Annotated in this window: 19 protein-coding genes and 1 pseudogene; 16 read left to right on the forward strand and 4 right to left on the reverse strand. The window is 68.6% G+C overall.

All coding sequences use genetic code 11. The features are described from left to right. Positions 1-6: 6 nt before the first annotated feature. The 3 genes from KV397_RS00465 to KV397_RS00475 form a co-directional block, all read right to left on the reverse strand. The gene (locus KV397_RS00465) at positions 7-411 is read right to left on the reverse strand and encodes a phage holin family protein (RefSeq protein WP_047524196.1); all 405 of its coding nucleotides are present in this window, start codon (positions 409-411) and stop codon (positions 7-9) included. Between the two features lie 66 nt (positions 412-477). Further along, complete coding sequence (locus KV397_RS00470; RefSeq protein ID WP_248570021.1) at positions 478-840, reverse strand: type II toxin-antitoxin system death-on-curing family toxin; 363 nt, start codon at positions 838-840, stop codon at positions 478-480. Then, complete coding sequence (locus tag KV397_RS00475; protein WP_047524198.1) at positions 837-1,043, reverse strand: ribbon-helix-helix protein, CopG family; 207 nt, start codon at positions 1,041-1,043, stop codon at positions 837-839. The genes KV397_RS00470 and KV397_RS00475 overlap by 4 nt, the downstream gene beginning before the upstream one ends. Before the next feature lie 85 nt (positions 1,044-1,128). Between KV397_RS00475 and KV397_RS00480 the strand changes: the two genes are divergently transcribed. The 5 genes from KV397_RS00480 (at position 1,129) to KV397_RS00500 (ending at position 8,065) form a co-directional block, all read left to right on the forward strand. Further along, entirely contained in the window at positions 1,129-2,196 is a 1,068-nt protein-coding gene (locus tag KV397_RS00480) for a histidinol-phosphate transaminase (RefSeq protein ID WP_261811900.1), read from the forward strand. Between the two features lie 106 nt (positions 2,197-2,302). Then, positions 2,303-3,430 (forward strand): thiamine pyrophosphate-dependent dehydrogenase E1 component subunit alpha, encoded by a 1,128-nt coding sequence (locus KV397_RS00485; protein ID WP_131493541.1) that lies wholly within the window; start codon positions 2,303-2,305, stop codon positions 3,428-3,430. A gap of 11 nt (positions 3,431-3,441) precedes the next feature. Beyond that, positions 3,442-4,407 (forward strand): alpha-ketoacid dehydrogenase subunit beta, encoded by a 966-nt coding sequence (locus tag KV397_RS00490; RefSeq protein ID WP_047524248.1) that lies wholly within the window; start codon positions 3,442-3,444, stop codon positions 4,405-4,407. A 120-nt stretch (positions 4,408-4,527) separates the two neighbouring features. Further along, positions 4,528-5,868, forward strand: coding sequence for a dihydrolipoamide acetyltransferase family protein (locus KV397_RS00495; RefSeq protein ID WP_134352492.1), 1,341 nt, complete (start codon positions 4,528-4,530; stop codon positions 5,866-5,868). 199 nt (positions 5,869-6,067) lie between these two features. Continuing rightward, complete coding sequence (locus KV397_RS00500; RefSeq protein ID WP_081997088.1) at positions 6,068-8,065, forward strand: BCCT family transporter; 1,998 nt, start codon at positions 6,068-6,070, stop codon at positions 8,063-8,065. Between the two features lie 36 nt (positions 8,066-8,101). Here KV397_RS00500 and KV397_RS00505 read toward each other — a convergent pair whose 3' ends face one another. Further along, positions 8,102-9,322 (reverse strand): ROK family protein, encoded by a 1,221-nt coding sequence (locus tag KV397_RS00505; RefSeq protein WP_131493537.1) that lies wholly within the window; start codon positions 9,320-9,322, stop codon positions 8,102-8,104. 101 nt (positions 9,323-9,423) lie between these two features. On the opposite strand from KV397_RS00505, the pseudogene KV397_RS00510 reads away from it, so the two are divergent. The 11 genes and pseudogenes from KV397_RS00510 (at position 9,424) to KV397_RS00560 (ending at position 21,391) form a co-directional block, all read left to right on the forward strand. Beyond that, positions 9,424-10,743, forward strand: a pseudogene (locus KV397_RS00510) (ABC transporter substrate-binding protein). Beyond that, positions 10,740-11,678 (forward strand): carbohydrate ABC transporter permease, encoded by a 939-nt coding sequence (locus KV397_RS00515; protein WP_261811901.1) that lies wholly within the window; start codon positions 10,740-10,742, stop codon positions 11,676-11,678. Before KV397_RS00510 ends, KV397_RS00515 begins: the two are co-directional and overlap by 4 nt. Beyond that, a complete protein-coding gene (locus KV397_RS00520) occupies positions 11,678-12,556 on the forward strand; it encodes a carbohydrate ABC transporter permease (RefSeq protein WP_131493533.1) in 879 nt (292 codons plus the stop codon). The genes KV397_RS00515 and KV397_RS00520 overlap by 1 nt, the downstream gene beginning before the upstream one ends. A 62-nt stretch (positions 12,557-12,618) precedes the next feature. Beyond that, the gene (locus KV397_RS00525; RefSeq protein WP_261811902.1) at positions 12,619-14,307 is read left to right on the forward strand and encodes a glycoside hydrolase family 13 protein; all 1,689 of its coding nucleotides are present in this window, start codon (positions 12,619-12,621) and stop codon (positions 14,305-14,307) included. A gap of 163 nt (positions 14,308-14,470) precedes the next feature. Next, complete coding sequence (locus KV397_RS00530) at positions 14,471-15,493, forward strand: metal ABC transporter solute-binding protein, Zn/Mn family (RefSeq protein ID WP_153243135.1); 1,023 nt, start codon at positions 14,471-14,473, stop codon at positions 15,491-15,493. Beyond that, a complete protein-coding gene (locus KV397_RS00535; protein WP_261811903.1) occupies positions 15,490-16,326 on the forward strand; it encodes a metal ABC transporter ATP-binding protein in 837 nt (278 codons plus the stop codon). Before KV397_RS00530 ends, KV397_RS00535 begins: the two co-directional genes overlap by 4 nt. Before the next feature lie 14 nt (positions 16,327-16,340). Continuing rightward, positions 16,341-17,201, forward strand: a complete 861-nt coding sequence (locus KV397_RS00540; protein ID WP_047524250.1) for a metal ABC transporter permease — start codon at positions 16,341-16,343, stop codon at positions 17,199-17,201. Positions 17,202-17,322: 121 nt separating this feature from the next. Next, positions 17,323-17,739 (forward strand): Fur family transcriptional regulator, encoded by a 417-nt coding sequence (locus KV397_RS00545; RefSeq protein ID WP_047524209.1) that lies wholly within the window; start codon positions 17,323-17,325, stop codon positions 17,737-17,739. Further along, positions 17,736-18,776, forward strand: coding sequence for a permease (locus KV397_RS00550; RefSeq protein WP_131493527.1), 1,041 nt, complete (start codon positions 17,736-17,738; stop codon positions 18,774-18,776). The genes KV397_RS00545 and KV397_RS00550 overlap by 4 nt, the downstream gene beginning before the upstream one ends. Then, complete coding sequence (locus KV397_RS00555; RefSeq protein WP_248570029.1) at positions 18,769-19,572, forward strand: TIGR03943 family putative permease subunit; 804 nt, start codon at positions 18,769-18,771, stop codon at positions 19,570-19,572. The genes KV397_RS00550 and KV397_RS00555 overlap by 8 nt, the downstream gene beginning before the upstream one ends. Further along, positions 19,562-21,391 carry a hypothetical protein gene (locus KV397_RS00560; RefSeq protein ID WP_261811904.1) on the forward strand — a complete coding sequence of 610 codons (1,830 nt, stop codon included), beginning with the start codon at positions 19,562-19,564 and terminating at the stop codon, positions 21,389-21,391. The genes KV397_RS00555 and KV397_RS00560 overlap by 11 nt, the downstream gene beginning before the upstream one ends. Position 21,392 lies beyond the last annotated feature (1 nt).

Genomic DNA, 21,392 nt, shown 5'->3' on the forward strand with positions numbered 1-21,392 from the left:
GGGGCCTCAGTCGCGGCGGGAGTTCTTGTTCTGCGGGCGCAGGATGAAGCCGAAGATGCCGTTGATCACCGAGATGATGAGCGCGGCGAGCACGCCCCACCAGAAGTCGCCGACCGCGAGGCCCCATCCGAAGCCGCTCGTGATCCATGCCGTCAGCCACAGCAGGAAGCCGTTGATGACGAAGCCGATCAGGCCGAGCGTGAGGATGTAGAGGGGGAACGCGACGATCTTCACGACGGTGCCGATGATCGTGTTCACGAGCGCGAAGATCGCGGCGACCGCGAGCAGGGTGAGCACCAGCTGCAGGGTCTCCCCGGGCGGGAAGGGCGTGATCACGACCTGCAGAGCCGGGATCAGGGTGACGACCCAGATGGCGAAGGCGTTGACGACGACGCGGATGAGGAAGCGCATAGTCCGACCAGTGTCCCACGGACGTCCGCGGCTGTCAGCCTGCGGCGGCGCTGATCGCGCGGACGCTCAGCGTCGGTTCGAGCGGAGCAGTGCGGCGATCTCGTCGAGATCGGCCAGGCTCTGGGCTGCGCGGAGGATGAGGTCGAAGGCGACCTCCGTGTTCATGTCGATGACGATGCTGTTCATCTCGAGGAACGTGAGAGTGATGATCCAGGAGAAGCGCTTGTTCCCATCGAACAGAGGGGGGTTCTGGCTCAACGAGGACAGGAGGGCGGCAGCCTTGACTTCGAGGTCCGGGTACGCCTCGACACCGAACATCGAACTGGAGGGACGGGCCAGGGCAGAGGAGAGGAGCCCGATGTCTCGGATGTGGAGGCCCAGTTCCTCGGCGACCGCGACGGCGTGTGGAAGCTCGAGGTACCGGGTCACGCGTCTTCGAGCTTCTTGAGAAGGTCCGCGTACCGGTCGGAGATGCCGCGGGCGATGCCCACCGCTTGCTCGGTGGTTACCTCCTCGCGGAGGAAGCGATCCGCCGCCTCGATCAGGAGGGCGTGCTTCGACGTGTGTCGTCGTGATGCCAGCTCGCCGAGCTGCGCATCGAGTTCTTCCGGAAGTCGCACCGTCATCGCCATACCAAAATGGTACCACCGCGCATCGGGCGGGAACAGAGCGTATCGACACTGCTGCCACGGCCGCGGTCCTCGTAGACTCGACCTCGTGACCGAGCCGATCCTGCCCCGCATCCGTCCTGCCATCGCCGCACTCGCGCCGTACCGTCAGGGCAAGCAAGCGGGGCCAGACGCGTTCAAGCTGTCCAGCAACGAGAACCCCTTCGATCCGCTGCCCTCCGTGCTCGAGGCACTGGAGCGGACGACGCCCGTCAACCGCTACCCGGATGCCACCGCGACTCGTCTGCGCGAACGACTCGGTGCCCGGTACGGGGTCGAGCCCGACCAGGTGCACGTCGCGTCCGGCAGCGTGTCGATCCTGCATCAGCTGATCCTCGCGACCGCGTCGGAGGGCGACGAGGTCATCTACGCCTGGCGCTCCTTCGAGGCGTACCCGAGCCTGCCGCTCGTGGCCGGCGCGACCGGGGTGCAGGTGCCGCTCACCGCGGATTCCCGCCACGACCTCGGCGCCATGGCGGATGCGGTGACCGAACGCACCCGCGCGATCATCGTGTGCACGCCCAACAATCCGACCGGGCCCATCGTCACCTCGGCCGAGTTCGCCGCCTTCGTCGAGCGCGTCCCGAACGACGTCCTGATCATCCTCGACGAGGCGTACGCCGAATTCGTCACGGCACCGGATGCGGTCGACGGTCTCGCCGAGCGCGTGTTCGACGCGCACCCCAACGTCGTGGTGCTGCGGACCTTCTCGAAGGCGTACGGCCTCGCCGGTCTCCGCGTCGGCTACGCGATCGGGCACGAGAAGGTGCTCGACGCCGCACGCACCACGGGCATCCCGCTCTCGGTCACCTCCGCCGCGGAGAACGCCGCGATCGCGAGCCTCGACGCCGAGGCGGAGCTCCTCGAGCGCGTCGCCGTGATCGTCGAGCGCCGTGACCGCCTGGCCGAGGGGCTCCGCGCGCAGGGCTGGGACGTCCCCGACTCGCAGTCGAACTTCGTGTGGCTGCCCACGGGAGAGCACACCGACGACGTGGCCGCGGCGTTCGTCGCCAACGACCTCATCGTCCGTCCGTTCTCCGGAGACGGCATCCGCATCTCCGTCGGCGAGGAAGCCTCCATCGCCCGCGTGCTCGAGGTCGCGTCTTCGGTCCGCTGAACGTGTCGCCCGGGCGTCTTCGCCCGTGTTTCTCCGGTTTCCGGGCAGTTGCGAGGGCGTCCTAGGTATGCGTGACCGGGCATGCGGGCGCGGGTAGCGTGAGAGCGTGACCACCTCCGAGACACCCCTTGTGAGCGTTCTGGACGAGACCGGACGGTTCGCTCCGTCCGCCGCCGCTGAGCGATACCTTCCCCTGATCGAGGCGATCAGCGATGCCGAGCTCGAGCAGTTCTACCGGGACATGGTCGTCATCCGTGCGATCGACACCCAGGCGACGAACCTGCAGCGACAGGGGCAGCTGGCGCTCTGGCCGCCGAGCCGGGGACAGGAGGCGGCGCAGGTCGGCTCCGGTCGTGCCGCCCGTGCGCAGGACACGATCTTCCCCTCCTACCGGGAGCACGCGGTCACCCGCATCCGCGGTGTTGATCCGGTCGACATCATCAAGCTGATGCGCGGCGTCTCACATGGCGGGTGGGATCCGACCGACCCGAAGAACGGCAACACCCGGCTGTACACCCTGGTGCTCGGTTCGCAGGCGCTGCATGCGGCCGGCTACGGGATGGGACTCGTGTTCGACGGCCGCACCGGAACCGGTGAGGCCGACCGTGACGAAGCGGTCATCGTCTACTACGGCGACGGCGCTTCCAGTCAGGGCGACGTGCACGAGGCGATGGTCTTCGCCGCGAGCTATCAGGCGCCGACCGTGTTCTTCCTGCAGAACAACCACTGGGCGATCTCGGTGCCGGTCTCGACGCAGTCGCGGGTTCCGCTCGTGCAGCGCAGCGCGGGCTACGGCATCCCGAGCGTCCGCGTGGACGGCAACGACGTGCTCGCCAGCTATGCGGTCTCCCGCACAGCTCTCGACGAGGCCCGCAGCGGCAAGGGTCCGCAGGCGATCGAAGCGGTCACCTACCGGCTCGGCGCACACACCACCAGCGATGACCCGACGAAGTATCGCGGCAGCGACGAGGAGCAGTACTGGGCCGGGCGCGACCCGATCGTCCGGATGCGCGCGTTCCTCGAAGGCCGCGGAGCCTCGGCGCAGCTGTTCTCCGACGTGGAGGCCGAGGCGGCGGATGCCGCGGAAGATCTGCGCGCCCGCACGGTCGAGCTGGGACCGCCCAGCCCGGACAAGATGTTCGACCACGTGTACAGCGAGCCGCATCCGCTGATCGACCAGCAGAAGGCTTGGCGCGCGCAGTATGAGGCGTCGTTCGAAGGAGGAGCCCAGTGACCCTCGAGACGATGCCGCTCAGCAAGGCGCTGAACGCGGGGATGCGCAAGGCCATGGAGGACGACCCGAAGGTCGTGCTGATGGGCGAGGACATCGGCAAGCTCGGCGGCGTCTTCCGTGTGACGGAGCACCTGCAGCGCGACTTCGGCGACCGCCGGGTGCTCGACACCCCGCTGGCCGAGTCGGGGATCGTCGGGACCGCGATCGGCATGGCGATGGTCGGGTACCGCCCCGTCATCGAGATCCAGTTCGACGGATTCGTGTTCCCCGCGTTCGACCAGATCACGACGCAGCTCGCCAAGCTCACGAACCGGCACGAGGGCGCGATCAGCATGCCGATCGTGATCCGCATCCCCTACGGCGGGCACATCGGCGCGGTCGAGCACCACCAGGAGAGCCCGGAGGCGTACTTCGCGCACACTCCCGGCCTGCGCGTGGTCTCGCCGTCGACGCCCAACGATGCGTACTGGATGATCCAGGAGGCGATCGCGTCGAACGACCCGGTGATCTTCATGGAGCCGAAGAGCCGGTACTGGCAGAAGGGCGAGGTCGAGCTCGACGCCTCCGCTGTGCCGCTGCACTCCTCACGTGTCGTCCGCACCGGCAGCGATGTGACGCTCGTCGGACACGGCGCGATGGTCACGACGTTGCTGCAGGCCGCCGCGCTCGCCGAGGCCGAGGGGACGAGCTGCGAGGTCGTCGACGTGCGTTCACTGTCGCCGGTCGACTACGAGCCCATCCTCGACTCGGTGCGCAAGACCGGACGCATGGTCTACGCCCAGGAGGCGCAGGGCTTCGGCAGCATCGGCGGCGAGATCGCGGCGACCGTGATGGAGCGGGCGTTCTATGCGCTCGAGGCCCCGGTGCTGCGCGTCTCCGGCTACGACACCCCGTTCCCGCCCGCGAAGCTCGAAGGCACCTACCTCCCGGATGCGGACCGCATCCTCGAGGCCGTCGATCGCTCCCTGGCCTACTGACCGTCCGTCCATGTGCACAACTCCTCAAGAAAAGCTCGGGTGGGGCTCAAGCCCTGTTCGGATGACGCGCTCGGTGTCGGAATTGCGGAGTTATGCACGCGGTCCACGAGAGGATCAATCATGAGCACGCAGAACTTCAACCTCCCGGACGTCGGGGAAGGGCTGACCGAAGCCGAGGTCGTGGCCTGGAAGGTCGCCCCCGGCGATACGGTCGCGATCAACGACGTGATCTGCGAGATCGAGACGGCGAAGTCCCTCGTCGAGCTGCCGTCTCCGCACGCGGGGGTGGTGGGCGAGATCCTCGTCGAGGAGGGCGCGACGGTCGAGGTCGGCACGCCCATCATCACCTTCGTGACCGATGCCCCGGCACCTGCTCCGGCTGCACCCGCTGCTCCGGCCGCGGAAGAGGGCGGCGGCTCGGTGCTGGTCGGCTACGGCACGGGCGGCGGCGCGACCTCACGTCGCAAGCGTCCGGCCGAGCGCCCGGTGCGTTCCTCGGTCGGTGTCATCGCGAAGCCGCCGATCCGAAAGCTCGCCCGCGACCTCGGCGTCGACCTCACCACGGTCGCCGCGACCGGCTCCGACGGCGAGGTCACCCGGGATGACGTCATGAAGCACGCGTCGCAGGCGAGTGTCTTCCGCAACATCGAGACCCCGGAGTGGGGGACCGTGCGCGAGGAGACCGTGCCCGCTCCGCAGGCCGCACCGGCAGGACTCGCGCGTGGTCTGGCCCCGACCCAGCCGTCGGCTGCGGGAGATGACCGCACCGAGTCGATCCCGGTCAAGGGTGTGCGCAAGGCCACCTCCTCGGCGATGGTGCAGAGCGCGTACTCGGCCCCGCACGTGACGGTGTGGAAGGAGATCGACGCCAGCCGCACGATGGAACTCGTCAAGCGCCTCAAGGCTTCGCCCGACTACGCCGACATCCGGGTCTCGCCGCTGCTGATCATGGCCCGCGCCGTGATCTGGGCCGCCCGCCGCACGCCCATGGTCAACGCGGCGTGGATCGAGACGGAGGCCGGCGCGGAGATCGCCGTGCGCCACTACGTGAACCTCGGGATCGCCGCCGCCACCCCGCGCGGTCTGCTGGTGCCGAACATCAAGGACGCGCAGGACCTCGGGATGAAGGACCTCGCGCGAGCGCTGAACCGTCTGACGCTGACCGCGCGCGAGGGCAAGACCCCGCCGGCCGATCAGCAGGGCGGCACCATCACCATCACGAACATCGGTGTGTTCGGGATGGATGCCGGCACCCCGATCATCAACCCCGGTGAGGCCGGCATCGTGGCGATGGGCACCATCAGTCAGAAGCCGTGGGTCGTCGACGGCGAGGTGCGTCCTCGGTGGGTGACCACGGTCGCCGGATCGTTCGACCACCGCGTGATCGACGGCGACGGTATGAGCCGCTTCATCGCCGACGTCGCCTCGGTGCTCGAGGAGCCCGCGCTGCTGGTCGACTGAATCCACGCCGTGCGAGCGGCAGCGTCTCACCGGGGCGTGCCGGTCCTGCGTCGCGCCTCGGGAGACGCCGAGTTGGCGCGGAGTCGTGTGTTCCTGCGCGGTTCCGCGCGGAAACCTCGCCTATCGTGAGGTCCAGTACCTCAGCCCTCGCGGGAAAGACCAGTTCGACCCGAAGAACCGGCCGTGTAAGGAGATCACGATGATCGACCGAGAACGAGACGCCGAGAGCAAGACCTCAATACCAGGGAAACCTTCGCCGAAGAAGATCCTGAAAGAAGTGACCCACCCCGCGCTGATCCCCGGGATCGGTGTGGAAGACACGCCCCGTGTGTTCAATACGAACTGGATCGTGTTCGGCGTCGCCGGCGTGCTCGTGCTGGCGGTCGTGATCTGGGGCTTCCTCGCCCCGGAGAGCATCAGCGCGGCGGGTGCCGCATCGCTCGGATGGGTGACGGACAACTTCGGGTGGCTGTTCTCCCTGCTGGCCGTGGTGACGATCGCCTTCATGTTCGTGGTCGGCTACGGCCGCACCGGCGGCGTCCGGCTGGGCGCCGACGACGAGTCGCCGGAGTTCTCGACCGTGTCGTGGATCGCGATGCTGTTCTCCGCGGGCATGGGGATCGGCCTCCTGTTCTGGGGGCCGGCGGAGCCGCTGACCTACTTCATGGATCCTCCGCCGGGCTTCACGGCTGCCGAGGGGAGCCGCGACGCGATGCTCGACGCTCTCGCACAGTCGATCCTCCACTGGGGTCCGATGGCGTGGGCGTTCTACGCGCTCGTCGGTGGGGCGATCGCCTACGCGGCGTATCGAAGAGGCCGCGCTCCACTGATCTCGGCGATCTTCCGGCCGATCTTCGGCGAGCGCACCGATGGCTGGATCGGCGCCGTGATCGACGTCTTCGCGATCATCGTGACGCTCTTCGGTACCGGTGTCACGCTCGGCATGGGTGCCCTTCAGATCGCCAGTGGTGTGGAAGTCGTCACGGGTATCGGGCCGCTCGGTAACACGGGCCTCATCGTCATCATCACGGTCCTCACGGCCGCGTTCGTCGTCTCCGCCGTCTCCGGCATCAAGCGCGGTATCCGGGCGCTGTCCAACATCAACATGGTGATCGCTGCCGTGATCGGACTGTTCATCTTCATCGCCGGTCCCACCCTGTTCCTGTTGAACATGATCCCCGCCAGCGTCTCCGCCTTCTTCGGGGAGCTGTGGATCATGCTCACACGCAACCCCGCCCAGAGCGAGGACGCCGCCGCGTTCATGTCGAGTTGGACGAACTACTACTGGGCCTGGTGGATCTCCTGGACGCCCTTCGTGGGAATGTTCATCGCGAAGATCTCCCGCGGTCGGACGCTTCGGGAGTTCGTCACCGTCGTGATCGTCGTGCCGTCGATCGTGTGCGTCGTCTGGTTCGGGATCATGGGCGGGACCACGATGCTGTTCGAGTCCGAGGGGCGTGGCATCGCGGAGGCGGGGTCGCCGGAAGCGATCCTCTTCGCGGTTCTCGGCGAGCTGCCGTTCGGTGTGGTGCTCTCCGTGCTCGCGATGATCTCGATCATCCTGTTCTTCGTGACCTCGGCGGATTCCGCTGCGATCGTGATGGGCTCGATGAGCCAGCGCGGCAAACCGGAGCCGTCGACCTGGGTGACGATCACGTGGGGGCTTCTGCTCGGCGCGGCAGCACTCGCGCTCCTCCTCGCGGGTGGTCAGACCGCTCTGTCCGGACTGCAATCGATCATGGTGGTGTCGGCGCTGCCGTTCGCGGTCATCGTGATCGGCATCATGATCGCGTGGGCGAAGGAACTGCGAACGGACCCCTACATGCTGCGTCATCGATACGCGCGTGCGGCGATCGCACAGGGAGTGCGTCGCGGGATCGCGGAGCACGGCGACGACTTCGTGTTCGGCGCGACCGAGGTCGCCGCCGACGAAGGTGCGGGCGCGGGGATCGACACGGATGATCCTGCCCTGACGGAGTGGTACGAAACCGCCACCGGGCAGATCCCCGTCGTCTCGGCCGAAGACGTCACCCGGACGCTCGAGCCCGGTCGTATCCAGCCTCGGGGGCCCGGCAATCCCGCCCACACCGCCTCCGGAGACGCCTCCCTGACCGTCGGCGAGAACCGGCGGGAGACTCGACTCCGCGCGCGCCAGAAGCCGGAGGAGACGACGGGGGACGAGGAGGGTCGCGACTGACCGCGCGCCGCTCCTCCGCCTTATGCGCTCGCGGCCTTACGCGCTCGCGCGGAGGCGTTCCTCGGCGAGCCGGGGCACGGCGTACTCCCTGGCCGCGCGGCGAGCGGTCGCGACGGCTCCGCGTGAGACGACCTCGGCACCGAGCGTCGAGGCGAGGATCTCCGGTGCCGGCAGGTGCAGCTCCTCGGGGAGGATGCGCCGGGCGGCGGTCAGCACGGGCTCGATGCTCTCGGCGACCGCTCCGCACACGATGACGCGCGCCGGGTCGTACATGCTGCCGAGCACGCCGACGATACGGGCGACGGTGGCGCCGACACGAGAGGTGACCAGCTCGGCATCCGGGTCACCCGACGCGGCGAGGGTGAGCACGAGGCGGGGATCGATGCGGTCTGCTGCGACGAGGCGTCCGACCGCGCTGTCCGCCGCGATCTCGCCCTCATCCACCGCCGCCCGCACCTGATCCTCCACCGCGTAGCGGAGTCCGAACGCCGACCCGACGCCCACGATGTGGTCGAACACGACGCCCTCGCCGACGCCGCCGTGCGCGCCGTGCAGCACGTGGCCGTCGACCACCACGCCGCCGCCGAATCTCTCGCTCGCGAGCAGAGCGACGTAGTCGCGGCATCCGATCGCCGCTCCCTCCGTCCCCTCGGCGATCGCGGCGAGCTGCGCATCGTTCTTGATCTGCACGACGGGAGCCCAGTCGCGCAGGGCCTCGGCGAGGCCGGGGTTGGTGCGCTCCCAGAAGCCGTCGGGGTGCGGAGGGGACACACCATCGCGGTTCACGGGCGCCGCGACGCCGACGCACAGCGCGAGCACCCGGTCGGGCGTCACCTCGGCTTCGGTGAGTGCGTCGCCGAGGCGTTCGAGGATCGTCGCGCGTCGTTCGTCGGCCGACTGCGAGGGCGTGAACTCCAGGCGGTGGTGCACGAGCGTGCGGTCGAGGGGGTCGGCCACGGTGACGGCGAGGTGGGTGTCTCCCGCATCCACGCCGATCACGACCCCGAGGTCGGGGGCCAAGACGAAGCGCCGCGAGGGTCTGCCGGAGCGGTACGCGCCGACCGCGCGGGCGTTCGGAAGCTCGCACAGCACGGCGGCCCCGACCAGGGTGTCGATCGCGTCGATGGCCGTCGAGCGGGTCAGGGAGGTGCCCGCCATCGCCTCGGTCGCGGTGAACTCGCCGGCCGTCCAGGCGAAGTCGAGGACCGCCCCCACGCTCGCGCGGCCGGTGCCCAGGTCTGCGGAGACTTCTGTCACGACACTTGACCTCCCTGTCTTCTCAATGAGAGAGTACCGTTCGACAGAGTAAATTCGCTCACTAGATTTAGTCTGTGGATTTATATATCGGAAGGACGACGGTGTCTGAGAGACGAACACGAGCGGCCCGAGCGGTGGCCGCAGCCCTGGGGGTCACCCTGGTCGGCACGGCGCTCGCCGGATGCGCCCCCGGCTCAGGAGCGGAGACCATCCGCTTCACCTTCAGCAAGCGCGAGGCGATCGAATTCATGACCGCCCTCGTCGCCGAGTACAACGCGTCGCAGAGCGACGTGCGGGTCGAGATCGACACCTAGGGGGTCGATGTCGTCTCGGCGAGCTTCGTGCGGGGCAATCCGCCCGACATCATGCTCGCCAACTACAACTACGAGATCGCCCGTTTCGTGCAGCGCTGCGCCCTCACCGATCTGTCCGAGACAGACGCGGCCGCGGACATCCGCGACGACCTGCAGCCGCTCATGGATCAGTACGGCTCCTGCGAGGGGCGGACGAGTGCTCTGCCGTATTCGGTGATGGCCGCATCGGTCATCTACAACAAGGAGATCTTCCAGGCGCAGGGTCTCGAGGTTCCGCAGACCTGGGACGAGCTGCTCGCGGTGTGCGACCAGCTGAAGGCCGCCGGCATCGACCCGTTCTACGGCACGTTCAAGGACGACTGGACCGTGGGGCAGGGCTGGTACGACTACACCGCGGGCGGCTCGGTCGACGTGATCGAGTTCTTCGACGCCCTCGCGGACGAGGGGGCGGAGGTGGGGCCCGACTCCGAGGTCTCGTTCTCGAAGGACTTCGCCGAGCCGATGGACAAGATGATGCAGCTCGCGAACGACTACACGAACGCGGATGCGCCGAGCCGCGGCTACGGCGACGGCAACCTGGCCTTCGCCAAGGGGGAGGCCGCGATGTACCTGCAGGGGCCGTGGGCGTTCAGTGAGATCGCGAAGACCGCGCCGGATCTGCAGCTGGGCACTTTCCCGCTGCCGATGACCGATGATCCGGACGACCTCGGCGTGCGTGTGAACATGGACCTCGCCGCGATGATCCCGGAGGGCTCCCGTCACAAGGAGGCCGCCCGGGACTTCCTCGAGTTCCTCTACGAGCCCCGGAACATCGAGGAGTACAACGCCTCGCAGCTGGGCTTCACCCCGACGAAGGGGGCGCCGGCTCCGGACGACCCCCGTGTCGAGGGGATGATCGAGTACTACGACGAGGGCCAGATCTATCAGGGCCCGTCGGTGCTCGTTCCCAAGACCCTCCCGATCTTCAACTACGCGCAGGCGATGGTGCTCGGGGCCTCGCCGACCTCCATCCTGCGCACGATGGACGCGGACTGGGCCCGTATCGCCTTCCGTGCGCCGATCCCCTCGACCCAGGACAACGCCGCCGGTGAGGAGGGCGCATCATGAGCACCACGACGACCCCCTCGGCGTCGGACAGCACGACCGTCATCGTGACGGGCGGCGACCGGAAGCTCCGGCGGCACACGCGTCGCGTCGAGCCGATCTACTACCTGTTCCTGCTGCCCACGCTGGTGCTCTTCACGCTCGCGATCACGATGCCGGGCGTCATCGGCATCTTCTTCAGCTTCACGGACTCGATCGGCATCGGGGAGTGGAGCTTCAACGGGCTGACGAACTACATCGCCCTGTTCAGTGATCCGTCGATCCTGCAGAGCTACCTGTTCACGTTCGGGTTCTCGATCGCCACGGTCGTCGTCGTGAACGTGGTCGCGTTCCTGCTGGCGGTCGGGCTCACCTCGCGCATCCGGTTCAAGACGGGCTTGCGGACGATCTTCGTCATCCCGATGGTGATCTCGGGCATCATCATCGCCTACGTCTTCAACTTCCTGTTCTCGAACTCGATCCCTGCGGCGGGAGCGGCGGCCGGCATCCCGTGGCTCGAGACGAGCCTGCTCGCCAATCCGGACCTCGCCTGGATCGCCATCGTGATCGTCACGGCCTGGCAGGCCGTGCCCGGGACACTGCTGATCTACATCGCCGGCCTCTTGTCCGTCCCCGGCGAGGTGTACGAGGCGGCGAGCATCGACGGGGCCAGCAAGGCGCAACAGCTCACCCGCATCACGCTCCCACTCGTCGCGGGCTACGTCGTGATCAACGTGATCCTCGGGTTCAAGGGCTTCCTGAACGCCTACGACATCATCGTCGGCCTCACCAACGGAGGTCCGGGCACGTCCACCCGCAGCGTCGCGATGACGATCATCGCGGGCTTCAACGGCGGCGACTACGCCTACCAGATGGCCAACGCGACCATCTTCTTCATCGTCGCCGTGCTCATCTCCCTCCTCCAGCTGTCGCTGACGCGCGGAAGGAACGCACTCTGATGTCGACGCAGACACTCACCACCATCCCCACCTCGGGCAAGAAGCCGCGCGTGCGCATGGAGCGCGTGAACTGGTCGGGCACGGTCATCCTGATCCTGTGCGCGGTCACCGTCCTCCTGCCCCTGTACGTGACCATCTCGATGGCGCTCAAGACCACCGGGCAGGCGGTCGACGGCAACGCCTTCTCGCTCCCGGCCCCGTTCAGCTTCGACGGCTTCGTCGAGGCGTGGACGCTGACGAAGTTCCCCGTCGGCGCGGGAATCTCCCTGCTGGTCACCGCCGGTACGGTGACCGCGACGATCGTGCTGGCCGCGTTCGCGTCCTACGCGATCGTGCGCAACTGGGACCGTCGGTTGTTCCGCTACTCGTTCTTCTACCTGCTCGCGGCGATGTTCATCCCGTTCCCCGTCGTGGCGCTGCCGCAGATCCAGCTCACCGGACGCGTCGGACTCGACAACCCGTTCGGGGTGATCATCCTCGCGACCATGTTCCAGCTGAGCTTCAGCGTGCTGCTGTTCACCGCGTTCCTGCGGTCGATCCCGATCGAGCTCGAGGAGAGCGCCCGCATCGACGGCGCCACGACCTGGCAGACGTTCTGGAAGCTGATCTTTCCGCTGCTCGCGCCGATGAGCGCGACCGTCGGCATCTTCGCCTTCCTCTACGCCTGGAACGACTTCATGATGCCGTCGCTCATCATCGCCGATCCGGCGCTGCAGACACTGCCCGTGCGGCAGAACCTGTTCCAGAACCAGTTCAGCAACAACTACAACGTCGCCTTCGCCTCGTACCTGATGGCGATGGCACCCGCGATCGTGGCCTACCTGTTCACCCAGAGATGGGTCATGGAGGGCGTCACGCAGGGTGCCGTCAAGGGCTGACCACCTCCTCGAACGACACGAACCACCGGAACCACCGGAAACACAGAAGGAGTCCTCCTCTCATGACCGACGCGCTTCTCGCCGAGACCCGCACCGCCGAAGATGCCGCCTGGTGGCGTCAGGCCGCCGTCTACCAGATCTATCCGCGCAGCTTCGCGGACGCGAACGGCGACGGCATCGGCGACATCCCGGGCATCGTCTCCCGGGCCGACTATCTCCGCGACCTCGGCATCGATGCGGTCTGGCTCAGCCCGTTTTACCCCTCGGCGCTCGCCGACGGCGGGTACGACGTCGCCGACTACCGCGACGTCGATCCGCGGCTCGGCACACTCGCCGACTTCGACGACATGGTCGAGGCGCTGCACTCCCGCGGCATCCGCGTGATCGTCGACATCGTCCCGAACCACTCGTCCGACCAGCACGAGTGGTTCCAGGAGGCGCTCGCCGCCGGTCGGGGATCGGCCGCGCGCGAGCGCTACATCTTCCGTGAGGGCAGTGGCCCCGACGGATCCGAGCCGCCGACCGACTGGGACTCGGTGTTCGGTGGCAGTGCGTGGGAGCGCGTGGCGGATGGGCAGTGGTACCTGCACAACTTCGCCGTCGAACAGCCCGACCTGAACTGGGATCACCCCGAGGTGCGCGCCGACTTCCTGAAGACGCTGCGCTTCTGGTCGGACCGCGGCGTCGACGGGTTCCGCATCGACGTCGCCCACATGCTCACGAAGGACCTCAGCGAGCCGCTGCCCTCGCGCGCCGAACTCGACGCGATGGACCGCACCTCGGGCACGCATCCGATGATCGACCGCGACGACGTGCACGAGATCTACGCCGAGTGGCGTGCGGTCTTCAACGAGTACGACCCGCCCCGCACCGCCGTCGCCGAGGCCTGGGTCGAGACCCCGGAACGCCGTGCGAAGTACGCCTCGGCCGAGGGGCTCGGGCAGGCGTTCAACTTCGACCTGCTGGTCGCCGACTTCGACGCCGCGCAGTTCCGGAGCATCATCGCCGACAACCTGCAGCAGGCGGGGGCCACCGGATCGTCGACCACCTGGGTGCTGTCGAACCACGATGTCACGCGTCACGCCACCCGCTACGGACTTCCGGCGCTGAACGGCCGTCCGGTCAAGCAGGGCACCGGGTGGGTGAAGGCCGGCGGGCCGGCTGAGGCGCTGGACCGTGAGGGCGGACTCCGCCGGGCGCACGCCGCGACTCTTCTGCTGCTCGGCCTCCCCGGCAGCACGTACCTCTACCAGGGGGAGGAGCTCGGACTCCACGAGGTCGCGCAGATCACGCCCGAGCAGCGTCAGGACCCCGGCTTCTTCCGCGGCGCCGAGTTCGACGGACTGGGCCGTGACGGATGCCGCGTGCCGCTGCCGTGGACGGCGGAGGGTTCCTCGCACGGCTTCGGTGCCGCGGGCTCGCACCTTCCGCAGCCGGAGTGGTTCGCGGAGTACGCGGTCGACGTGGAAGCGGCGGATCCGTCGTCGACACTGTCGCTGTACCGGGAGGCCCTGCGCCTGCGGCATCTGCTGCAGACCGACGAGGCCCTGGAGTGGATCGAGACCGGGCGCGACGACGTGCTGCACTTCGCCCGGCCGAACGGATGGCAGGTGGTGTCGAACTTCGGCACGGCCCCGTTCGACCTTGGTGCGGACGCCGCCGACGTGGTCCTCTCGAGTGCCCCCCTCGACGGTTTCGTGCTTCCCGGCGAGGCCACAGCCTGGATCGCTCCGGCGCGCCTGCTCGGCTAGCGACCCCCGCCTGTCGTCGAGACCCCCGTCTGGCGCCGAGACCCCCGTCTGTCGTCGCGCGTCAGCGGGGGTCTCGGCGCGCATGGGGGGCGTGGACGGCAGGAAAAGGAGAGGCTGGACTCTCAGTTTGATAATGGTTCTCATTAGCGTTTAGAGTGGGAGCATGAAGAAGCCCGTCCTTGTCCTCGCCCTCGCATCCGTTGCCGCCCTCACGCTGGCCGGATGCTCCACCCCCGCCGAGGGGGAGGGCGACGACGGCACCATCACGGTCGTCGCGAGCACGAACGTCTACGGGGACATCGCGTCGCAGATCGGCGGTGACCGCGTCGATGTGCAGTCGATCATCACCTCCGCCTCGCAGGACCCGCATTCCTACGAGGCGAGTGCCCGCGACCGGCTCACGGTGCAGAAGGCCGACCTGGTGATCGAGAACGGCGGGGGATACGACGCCTTCATCGACACGCTGCTGCAGGATGCGAAGGACCCGCACGTCATCACGGCCGTCGAGTACTCGCACGACTTCCCCGGCAATGAGGGCCACGACGACGAAGCGGACCACGACCACGCCGACGAGTCCGCCACCGATGCGCCCGAGGAAGAGGGCCACGACCACGATCATGCCGAGGGTGAAGAGGGTCATGAGGGGCACGACCACATCGAGGGCTTCAACGAGCACGTCTGGTTCGACCCGCACACCATGATCCACGTCGTCGAGGCGATCAGCGAGGAGCTGGCCGAGCTCGACCCCGACGGGGCGAAGGACTTCACGGCCAACGCCGACGACCTCATCGCCGACCTGGAGGGCTTCGAGGCCGACCTCGAGGGCATCAAGGCGGACGCCGCGGGTGTCGAGGTCTTCATCACCGAGCCGCTGCCCGGGTACCTCGCCGCGGCTGCGGGCCTGACCGACGTCACCCCGGGAGGATTCGCGGAGTCCGTGGAAGAGGGCACCGATGTCGCGCCCGCCGTCCTGCTCGAAGCGCTCGATGTGATCGGCAGCGGCACGGTGGGCGCTCTGCTGACCAACGCTCAGACCGGTGGTGCGGAGACCGAGCGCGTCGAGGCCGCGGCCGAGGAGGCCGGCATCCCCGTCGTCGCCTTCACGGAGCTGCTCGAGGACGGATCGTCGTACTCTGAGTGGATGAGTGACGCGATCCAGAGCCTCGCCGCCGCCGTCGAGTCGTGAGCGGCGGCGCCGCACCGCGCGACAATCCGGTCCTCGAGATCTCCGACGCCTCACTGCATCGCGGCGATCGGGAGCTCTGGTCGGGACTCGACCTCACCGTCGAGCCGGGAGAGTTCATCGCCGTGCTCGGCCCCTCCGGGTCGGGCAAGACCACTCTCCTGCGCAGCATCCTGGGGCTTCAGCCGCTGTCGTCCGGCGTGATCAAGGTCGCCGGAGAGCCCGTGCACCGCGGCAACCCCCGCATCGGCTACATCCCGCAGCAGCGCTCGCTGGCTCCGGACACGAGCATGCGGGCACGTGATCTCGTCGCCCTCGGAGTGCAGGGGAGCCGCTTCGGCTTCCCGATCCCGCACCGCGGCGACCGCGCGAAGGTCGACCGTCTACTCGAGGCGGTCGGCGCGTCGGAGTTCGCCGAACGACGGGTCGGGCTGCTGTCGGGCGGAGAGCAGCAGCGGCTTCGGGTCGGACAGGCCCTCGCCGACGAGCCCGCCCTGCTGCTGTGCGATGAGCCGCTGTCGAACCTCGACCTCGCCAACCAGGTCGCCGTGACCGACATCATCGACCGTCAAACGCGCGAGCGCGAGGCGGCGGTGCTGTTCGTCACGCATGACATCAATCCGATCCTCGGCCGGGTCGACCGCATCCTCTACATCGCCGGCGGACGGTTCCTGCTCGGGACCCCGGACGAGGTGCTGCAGACCCGCGTGCTCACCGACCTCTACGGCACCCCGGTGTTCGTGCTCCGTGCGGGCGACCGGTTGGTCGTCGTCGGCGTTCCGGATGCCGAACCGCACCACGACCACGGCGATCACGAGCACGGAGGAGTCGCATGAACGTCGCATCGGTCATGGTGCCGCTCGTCGACTGGAGCGACGTGTTCTCCTTCCAGGACTACGGCGAGCTCGTGGCCCTGCTCGCGAACTCGATCATCGCGGGCGCCGTCCTCGGCGTCGTCGGCGGTCTGATCGGCGTGTTCGTGATGCAGCGCGACCTGGCCTTCGCCGTGCACGGCGTGAGCGAGCTGTCGTTCGCGGGAGCCGCAGCGGCCCTGCTCTTCGGCGGCAGCGTCGTGGCCGGATCCCTCGCGGGCGCGCTCGCCGCCGCGATCCTCATCGGCATCCTGGGGGCCAAGGCCAGGGACCGAAACTCGATCGTCGGTGTGCTGATGCCGTTCGGCCTGGGCCTCGGCATCCTCTTCCTCTCGCTCTACGACGGTCGCAGCGCCAACCGCTTCAGCCTGCTCACGGGGCAGATCGTGTCGGTCTCCACGCCGGACCTCGGGTGGCTCATCGGGATCAGCCTGGTCGTGCTGATCGGACTCCTGGTGATGTGGAACCCTCTCCGCTTCGATTCCCTCGACCCGGAATCCGCTGCCGCCCGTGGTGTGCCGACCCGCGCGGTGAGCCTGTTGTTCATGGTGCTGCTCGGCCTGATCGTCGCGGTGAGCGTGCACATCATCGGGGCGCTGCTCGTGATGGCACTGCTGGTGACCCCGGCGGCCGCGGCCATGCGTGTGACGGCCGGTCCGATCGCCGTGCCGTTGCTCGCGGCGCTCTTCGGGTTCGTCTCGGCGGTCGGCGGAATCCTGCTGGCCCTCGCCGGCACGCTGCCCGTGAGCCCGTACATCACGACGCTGTCGTTCACGATCTACGTCGTGTGCTGGATCGTGCAGCGGGCGCGGGCCAGGGTCCGGCGGGTGCGGGTCTGAGACCGTGCTTCCGAATCGCGCAAATGGTCGGGAATCAGCCCGAGATGCGACCATTCACGCGATTCGAACGGGTCCTGGCCGCTCCCAGCCCTCGCCAACCGCAGCGGCCTAGACTCGACGTATGGCTCAGCGGAACACCTGGCAGCGCGAACGCGTGCGCGAAGCACTCGCCGACGCTCGCGGATTCGTGAGTGCGCAGAGCCTGCATGCCTCCCTGCGCGACGACAACACGGGCATCGGCTTGGCGACCGTGTACCGCGCTCTCGCGGGACTCGCCGCCTCCGGTGACGCCGACTCGCTGCAGAGCCCCGAGGGTGAGGCGCTGTATCGCGCCTGCACGACCCAGGGACACCACCACCACCTGATCTGCCGATCGTGCGGTCTGACCGTGGAGATCGAGGCCAAGGACGTCGAGCAGTGGGCGCATCGCACCGCCGCCCTGCACGGCTTCACGGATGCCGCTCACGTGGTGGACATCTTCGGACTGTGCACCCCGTGCGCGAACAAGCGCGACGCCGAACGGACTGCGAACGCGTGAGCCCCTCGGCAGCGACGGCGACCCGCCACGGTCACTCCCATCGCCCGGCGCCCACTGCGCGCTCGGCATGGATCGGCGTCGGCCTCGGTGCCGTCATCATCGCGGCACTGTTCCTGGTCGATGCGTTCCTGCCGACGCTGTTCCCGGCGTCGCTGCCCACCCGTGCGCAGGACGGCCTCACCCTCGCCCTGAGCGTGCTGATCGAGGCGCTCCCGTTCGTGATCCTCGGTGTGCTGCTGTCGATCGTGGTGCAGGTCTGGTTGCCCGCCGATGTCATCCACCGCTGGCTGCCGAAGCGCGCGTGGGCGCGGCGGGCCGTGCTGTCGCTGCTGGGGATGCTCATCCCGGTGTGCGAGTGCGGCAACGTGCCCTTCGCCCGTGGGCTCATGATGCGCGGTCTCGCCCCGGCCGAGGCGATGACGTTCCTGATCGCGGCGCCGATCGTGAACCCGATCGTGATCCTCACCACGCACGCCGCGTTCGGTTGGGACGGCGGGATCCTCGTCGCGCGCCTCGTCGGCGGATACCTGATCGCGAACCTGATCGGCTGGATCTACAGCCGCCACCCCGACCCCGACGGCATGCTCACGCAGCGCTTCGTCGACACCTGCGACCGGGTGACGCACGAGCCCGGGACGCCGGTGCGCCGCAGCCTGACCCAGTTCCTCATCGAGCTTCGCGCCGTGATGCCCGCGCTGGTCATCGGTTCCGCACTCGCCGGGGCCGTGCAAGTGCTGATTCCCCGGGAGTGGCTGCTCGCGATCGGCTCGAACCCGGTGCTGTCGATCGTGGCCATGATGGCGCTCGCGATGACGGTCGCCATCTGCTCGAACGTCGACGCGTTCTTCGCGCTGTCGTTCGCCTCGACGTTCTCGTCCGGCGCGATCGTCGCGTTCCTGCTGGTCGGACCGCTCGTCGACATCAAGATGCTCGCGCTCATGCGCACCACCTTCACCGGGCGCACCCTCGTCGGGATCGTCGGGATCGTCCTCGCCTCGGCGTTCGCGATCGGGATCGGGGTGAACGTCCTTGTCTGAGCAGACCACCACACGTGCGCGTGCCCTCGCCACCCGCTGGCTCGGGGTCGGCCTCGCTGCGGTGATCGCGGTCGTGACCCTCGGACTCGGCATCACGGACCGCCTCACGCTCTACATCAGCCCCGAAACCGTGTGGTTCGCGTGTGCGGCCGCGGTCGTGACCCTGGCCGGCGCGATCTGGTCGTGCACCCTGCCTCTCGGCGAAGAGGGCGATCACGGTCATGACCACGGACACGGTCACGGCACGGAAGTCTCCGACGACACGGAATCCGGCTCGTCCGCGACCCCGCGCCGCCGTTCCCTTGCGGGTGTCGGCGCGGTCACAGGAGGGGTGATCGCCTCGGGCGTCGTCATCGCGGCCCTGGTGCTGCCCCCGGCGTCGCTCTCGGTCGAGCTCGCGATGTCGCGCGCGGGGGAGCAGAGCGCGCTGTTCGCCGGCTCCGACAGCGTCGCGCTCGGCGTCGCTGATACCTCGACCTTCGGCGTCGGCGACTGGGCGAGCGTCTTCGCCGCGTCCACGAACACCTCGGCCTACGACGGTGCGCCCGTGACCCTCACCGGCTTCGTGACCCCGGGATCGGGCGACGGCGTGAACCTGACCCGGCTGGTCATCACGCACTGCGTGATCGATGCGCAGACGGCCGCACTGCCGGTCACCGTCGATCCGAACGACTACCCGACCGGACAGTGGGTCGAGGTCACCGGCACCGTGCGCGCGGACAGCGACGGCAAGCTCCACATCGAACCGACCGACGTCGTCGCGATCGACGAGCCCGGGGACCCGTATGAGTACTGACGACGAGCGCCCCGAGACGCCCGCCGTTCCGCGGACCCGCGCCGAGCTGCGCGCCGCCCGTGAAGCCGCAGAGGCGGCGGAGGCCGAGCGGATCGAGCGTGCGGTCACCCCGCCGGATCACGCCGCGCACCCCGCCGACGAGCCGGAAGCCGCAGCGGACGACGCCGCTGTCCGTGAGGCCGCTCTTCGGGACGCCGCTCTTCGGGAGGCGGCGGTGCGCCGAGCCGGTGAACGGGAGGTCGCGGAGCAGGAGGCGGCCGCACGGAAGATGGCCGCGTTCGAGGCCGCCGCGCGGGAGGATGCCGAAGCGACCGCGCTGCCGGCCGTCCCTGTCGCACCTGAGCCCGTGTTCGTGGGTGCCGCCCCGCAGATCGACGACGAGCCGGCGACTTCCCCTCCCGCCGAGCCCCCGCTGACGGCCGCGTCCGAGGCCCCGGCCCCGAGCGCGCCGCGGAACCCGCGGAGGTTCCTCCTCACACTCGGTGCGGTGCTGGGCGTCCTCGTGCTCGCCGGGACCGGGCTCGGCATCGTCAGTCTCCTGCAGGGCCCGCGGATCAGCGACGTGCAGGTGGACGCGGAACATGCGATCGAGTCCTCCGGGAGCAGGGTCATCCTCACCGCGAACCAGGCGCTCGCCGACATCGATCCCGAGCAGGTCACCGTCGAGCCGGCGACGCCGTTCACGGTCGATGCCTCGGGTCGGGGTGTCGGCGTCCGCTTCACGGTGCCGCTCGACGACTCGACGGAGTACACGATCCGCGTGGCCGACGTGGCCGGTGCGGGTGGCGGTCCGTCGACGACCCTGACCACGTCGTTCACGACGCCGCCGTCCACCATTTTCCTGCTGCGCCGAGACGTCGACGGCAAGGACAAGATCTTCCTCACCGACCTCAAGGGCGACGGGGTGGCGGTGTACGAGCACGAGAAGATCAACGACTTCCGGGCCACCTCGACGCAGCTCGTGGTCGCGGTGGAGGAAGAGGACGGCTCCCACCTGCTCGTGATGGACCGCGACGGGAAGAACCAGCGCGAACTCGACCTGCCCGGTGACGGCTACGTCGGCGCCGTCCAGGTCTCGGAGCGAGGCGGCCTGGTCGGCTACAGCTACTCCGACCGCGAGCTCAGCGACGACGAAGGGCGGGCGAGCGTGCTCGTCACCCAGTCGCTGAGCGGCAAGGACGAGCCGCAGGTGATCGAGGTCGCCGGTGCGGAGGCGAGTGTCTTCGTGTGGCAGTTCGTGCCCGACAGCGCCGCCGTGCTGTTCATCGACTTCGACGGTGCACTGTCCCTCGTGGACCGCTCGAGCGACGCGGGCGTGCAGTCCCTCGGTCTCGCCGCCATGATCCAGGGCATCTCCCGCGGCACCTACACCGCCATCGTGGAGCGCCTCGACGGGGCCGTCGTCGAACTGAACCTCGCGGACGGATCGGAGCAGCCGCTCGCAGCATCCGACCCCGATTACGGGACGGCGACCTCCATCACCCCGTTCCCCGGTGGCACGCTCCGGCACGTCGTCGCCCGTGACGATGCGGGACTCCCGATCGGACAGGCCGTCATCCGCGTGGACGACGACGGCAAAGCCACCCCGCTGGTCGAGATCGGGGCGACCGATTCGATCCTGCAGGCGTGCGCCTCCCCGAGTGGTCAGTATGCGGCCGTGGCGATCGCGCCCGACCTCGCGAACAACCCCTACGACGGAATGCTGCTGCCGTTGCCCGAGCAGGTCGAGACGCACCTCATCGACATGGAGAGCGGCAAGGAGATGGTCGCTCTCACCGGCTTCGATGCATCCTGGTGCCAGACGGCCCCGCGGTTCTGAG

Origin of the sequence: Microbacterium aurugineum, from assembly GCF_023101205.1 — a bacterium.
Classification (GTDB): Bacteria; Actinomycetota; Actinomycetes; order Actinomycetales; family Microbacteriaceae; genus Microbacterium; species Microbacterium aurugineum.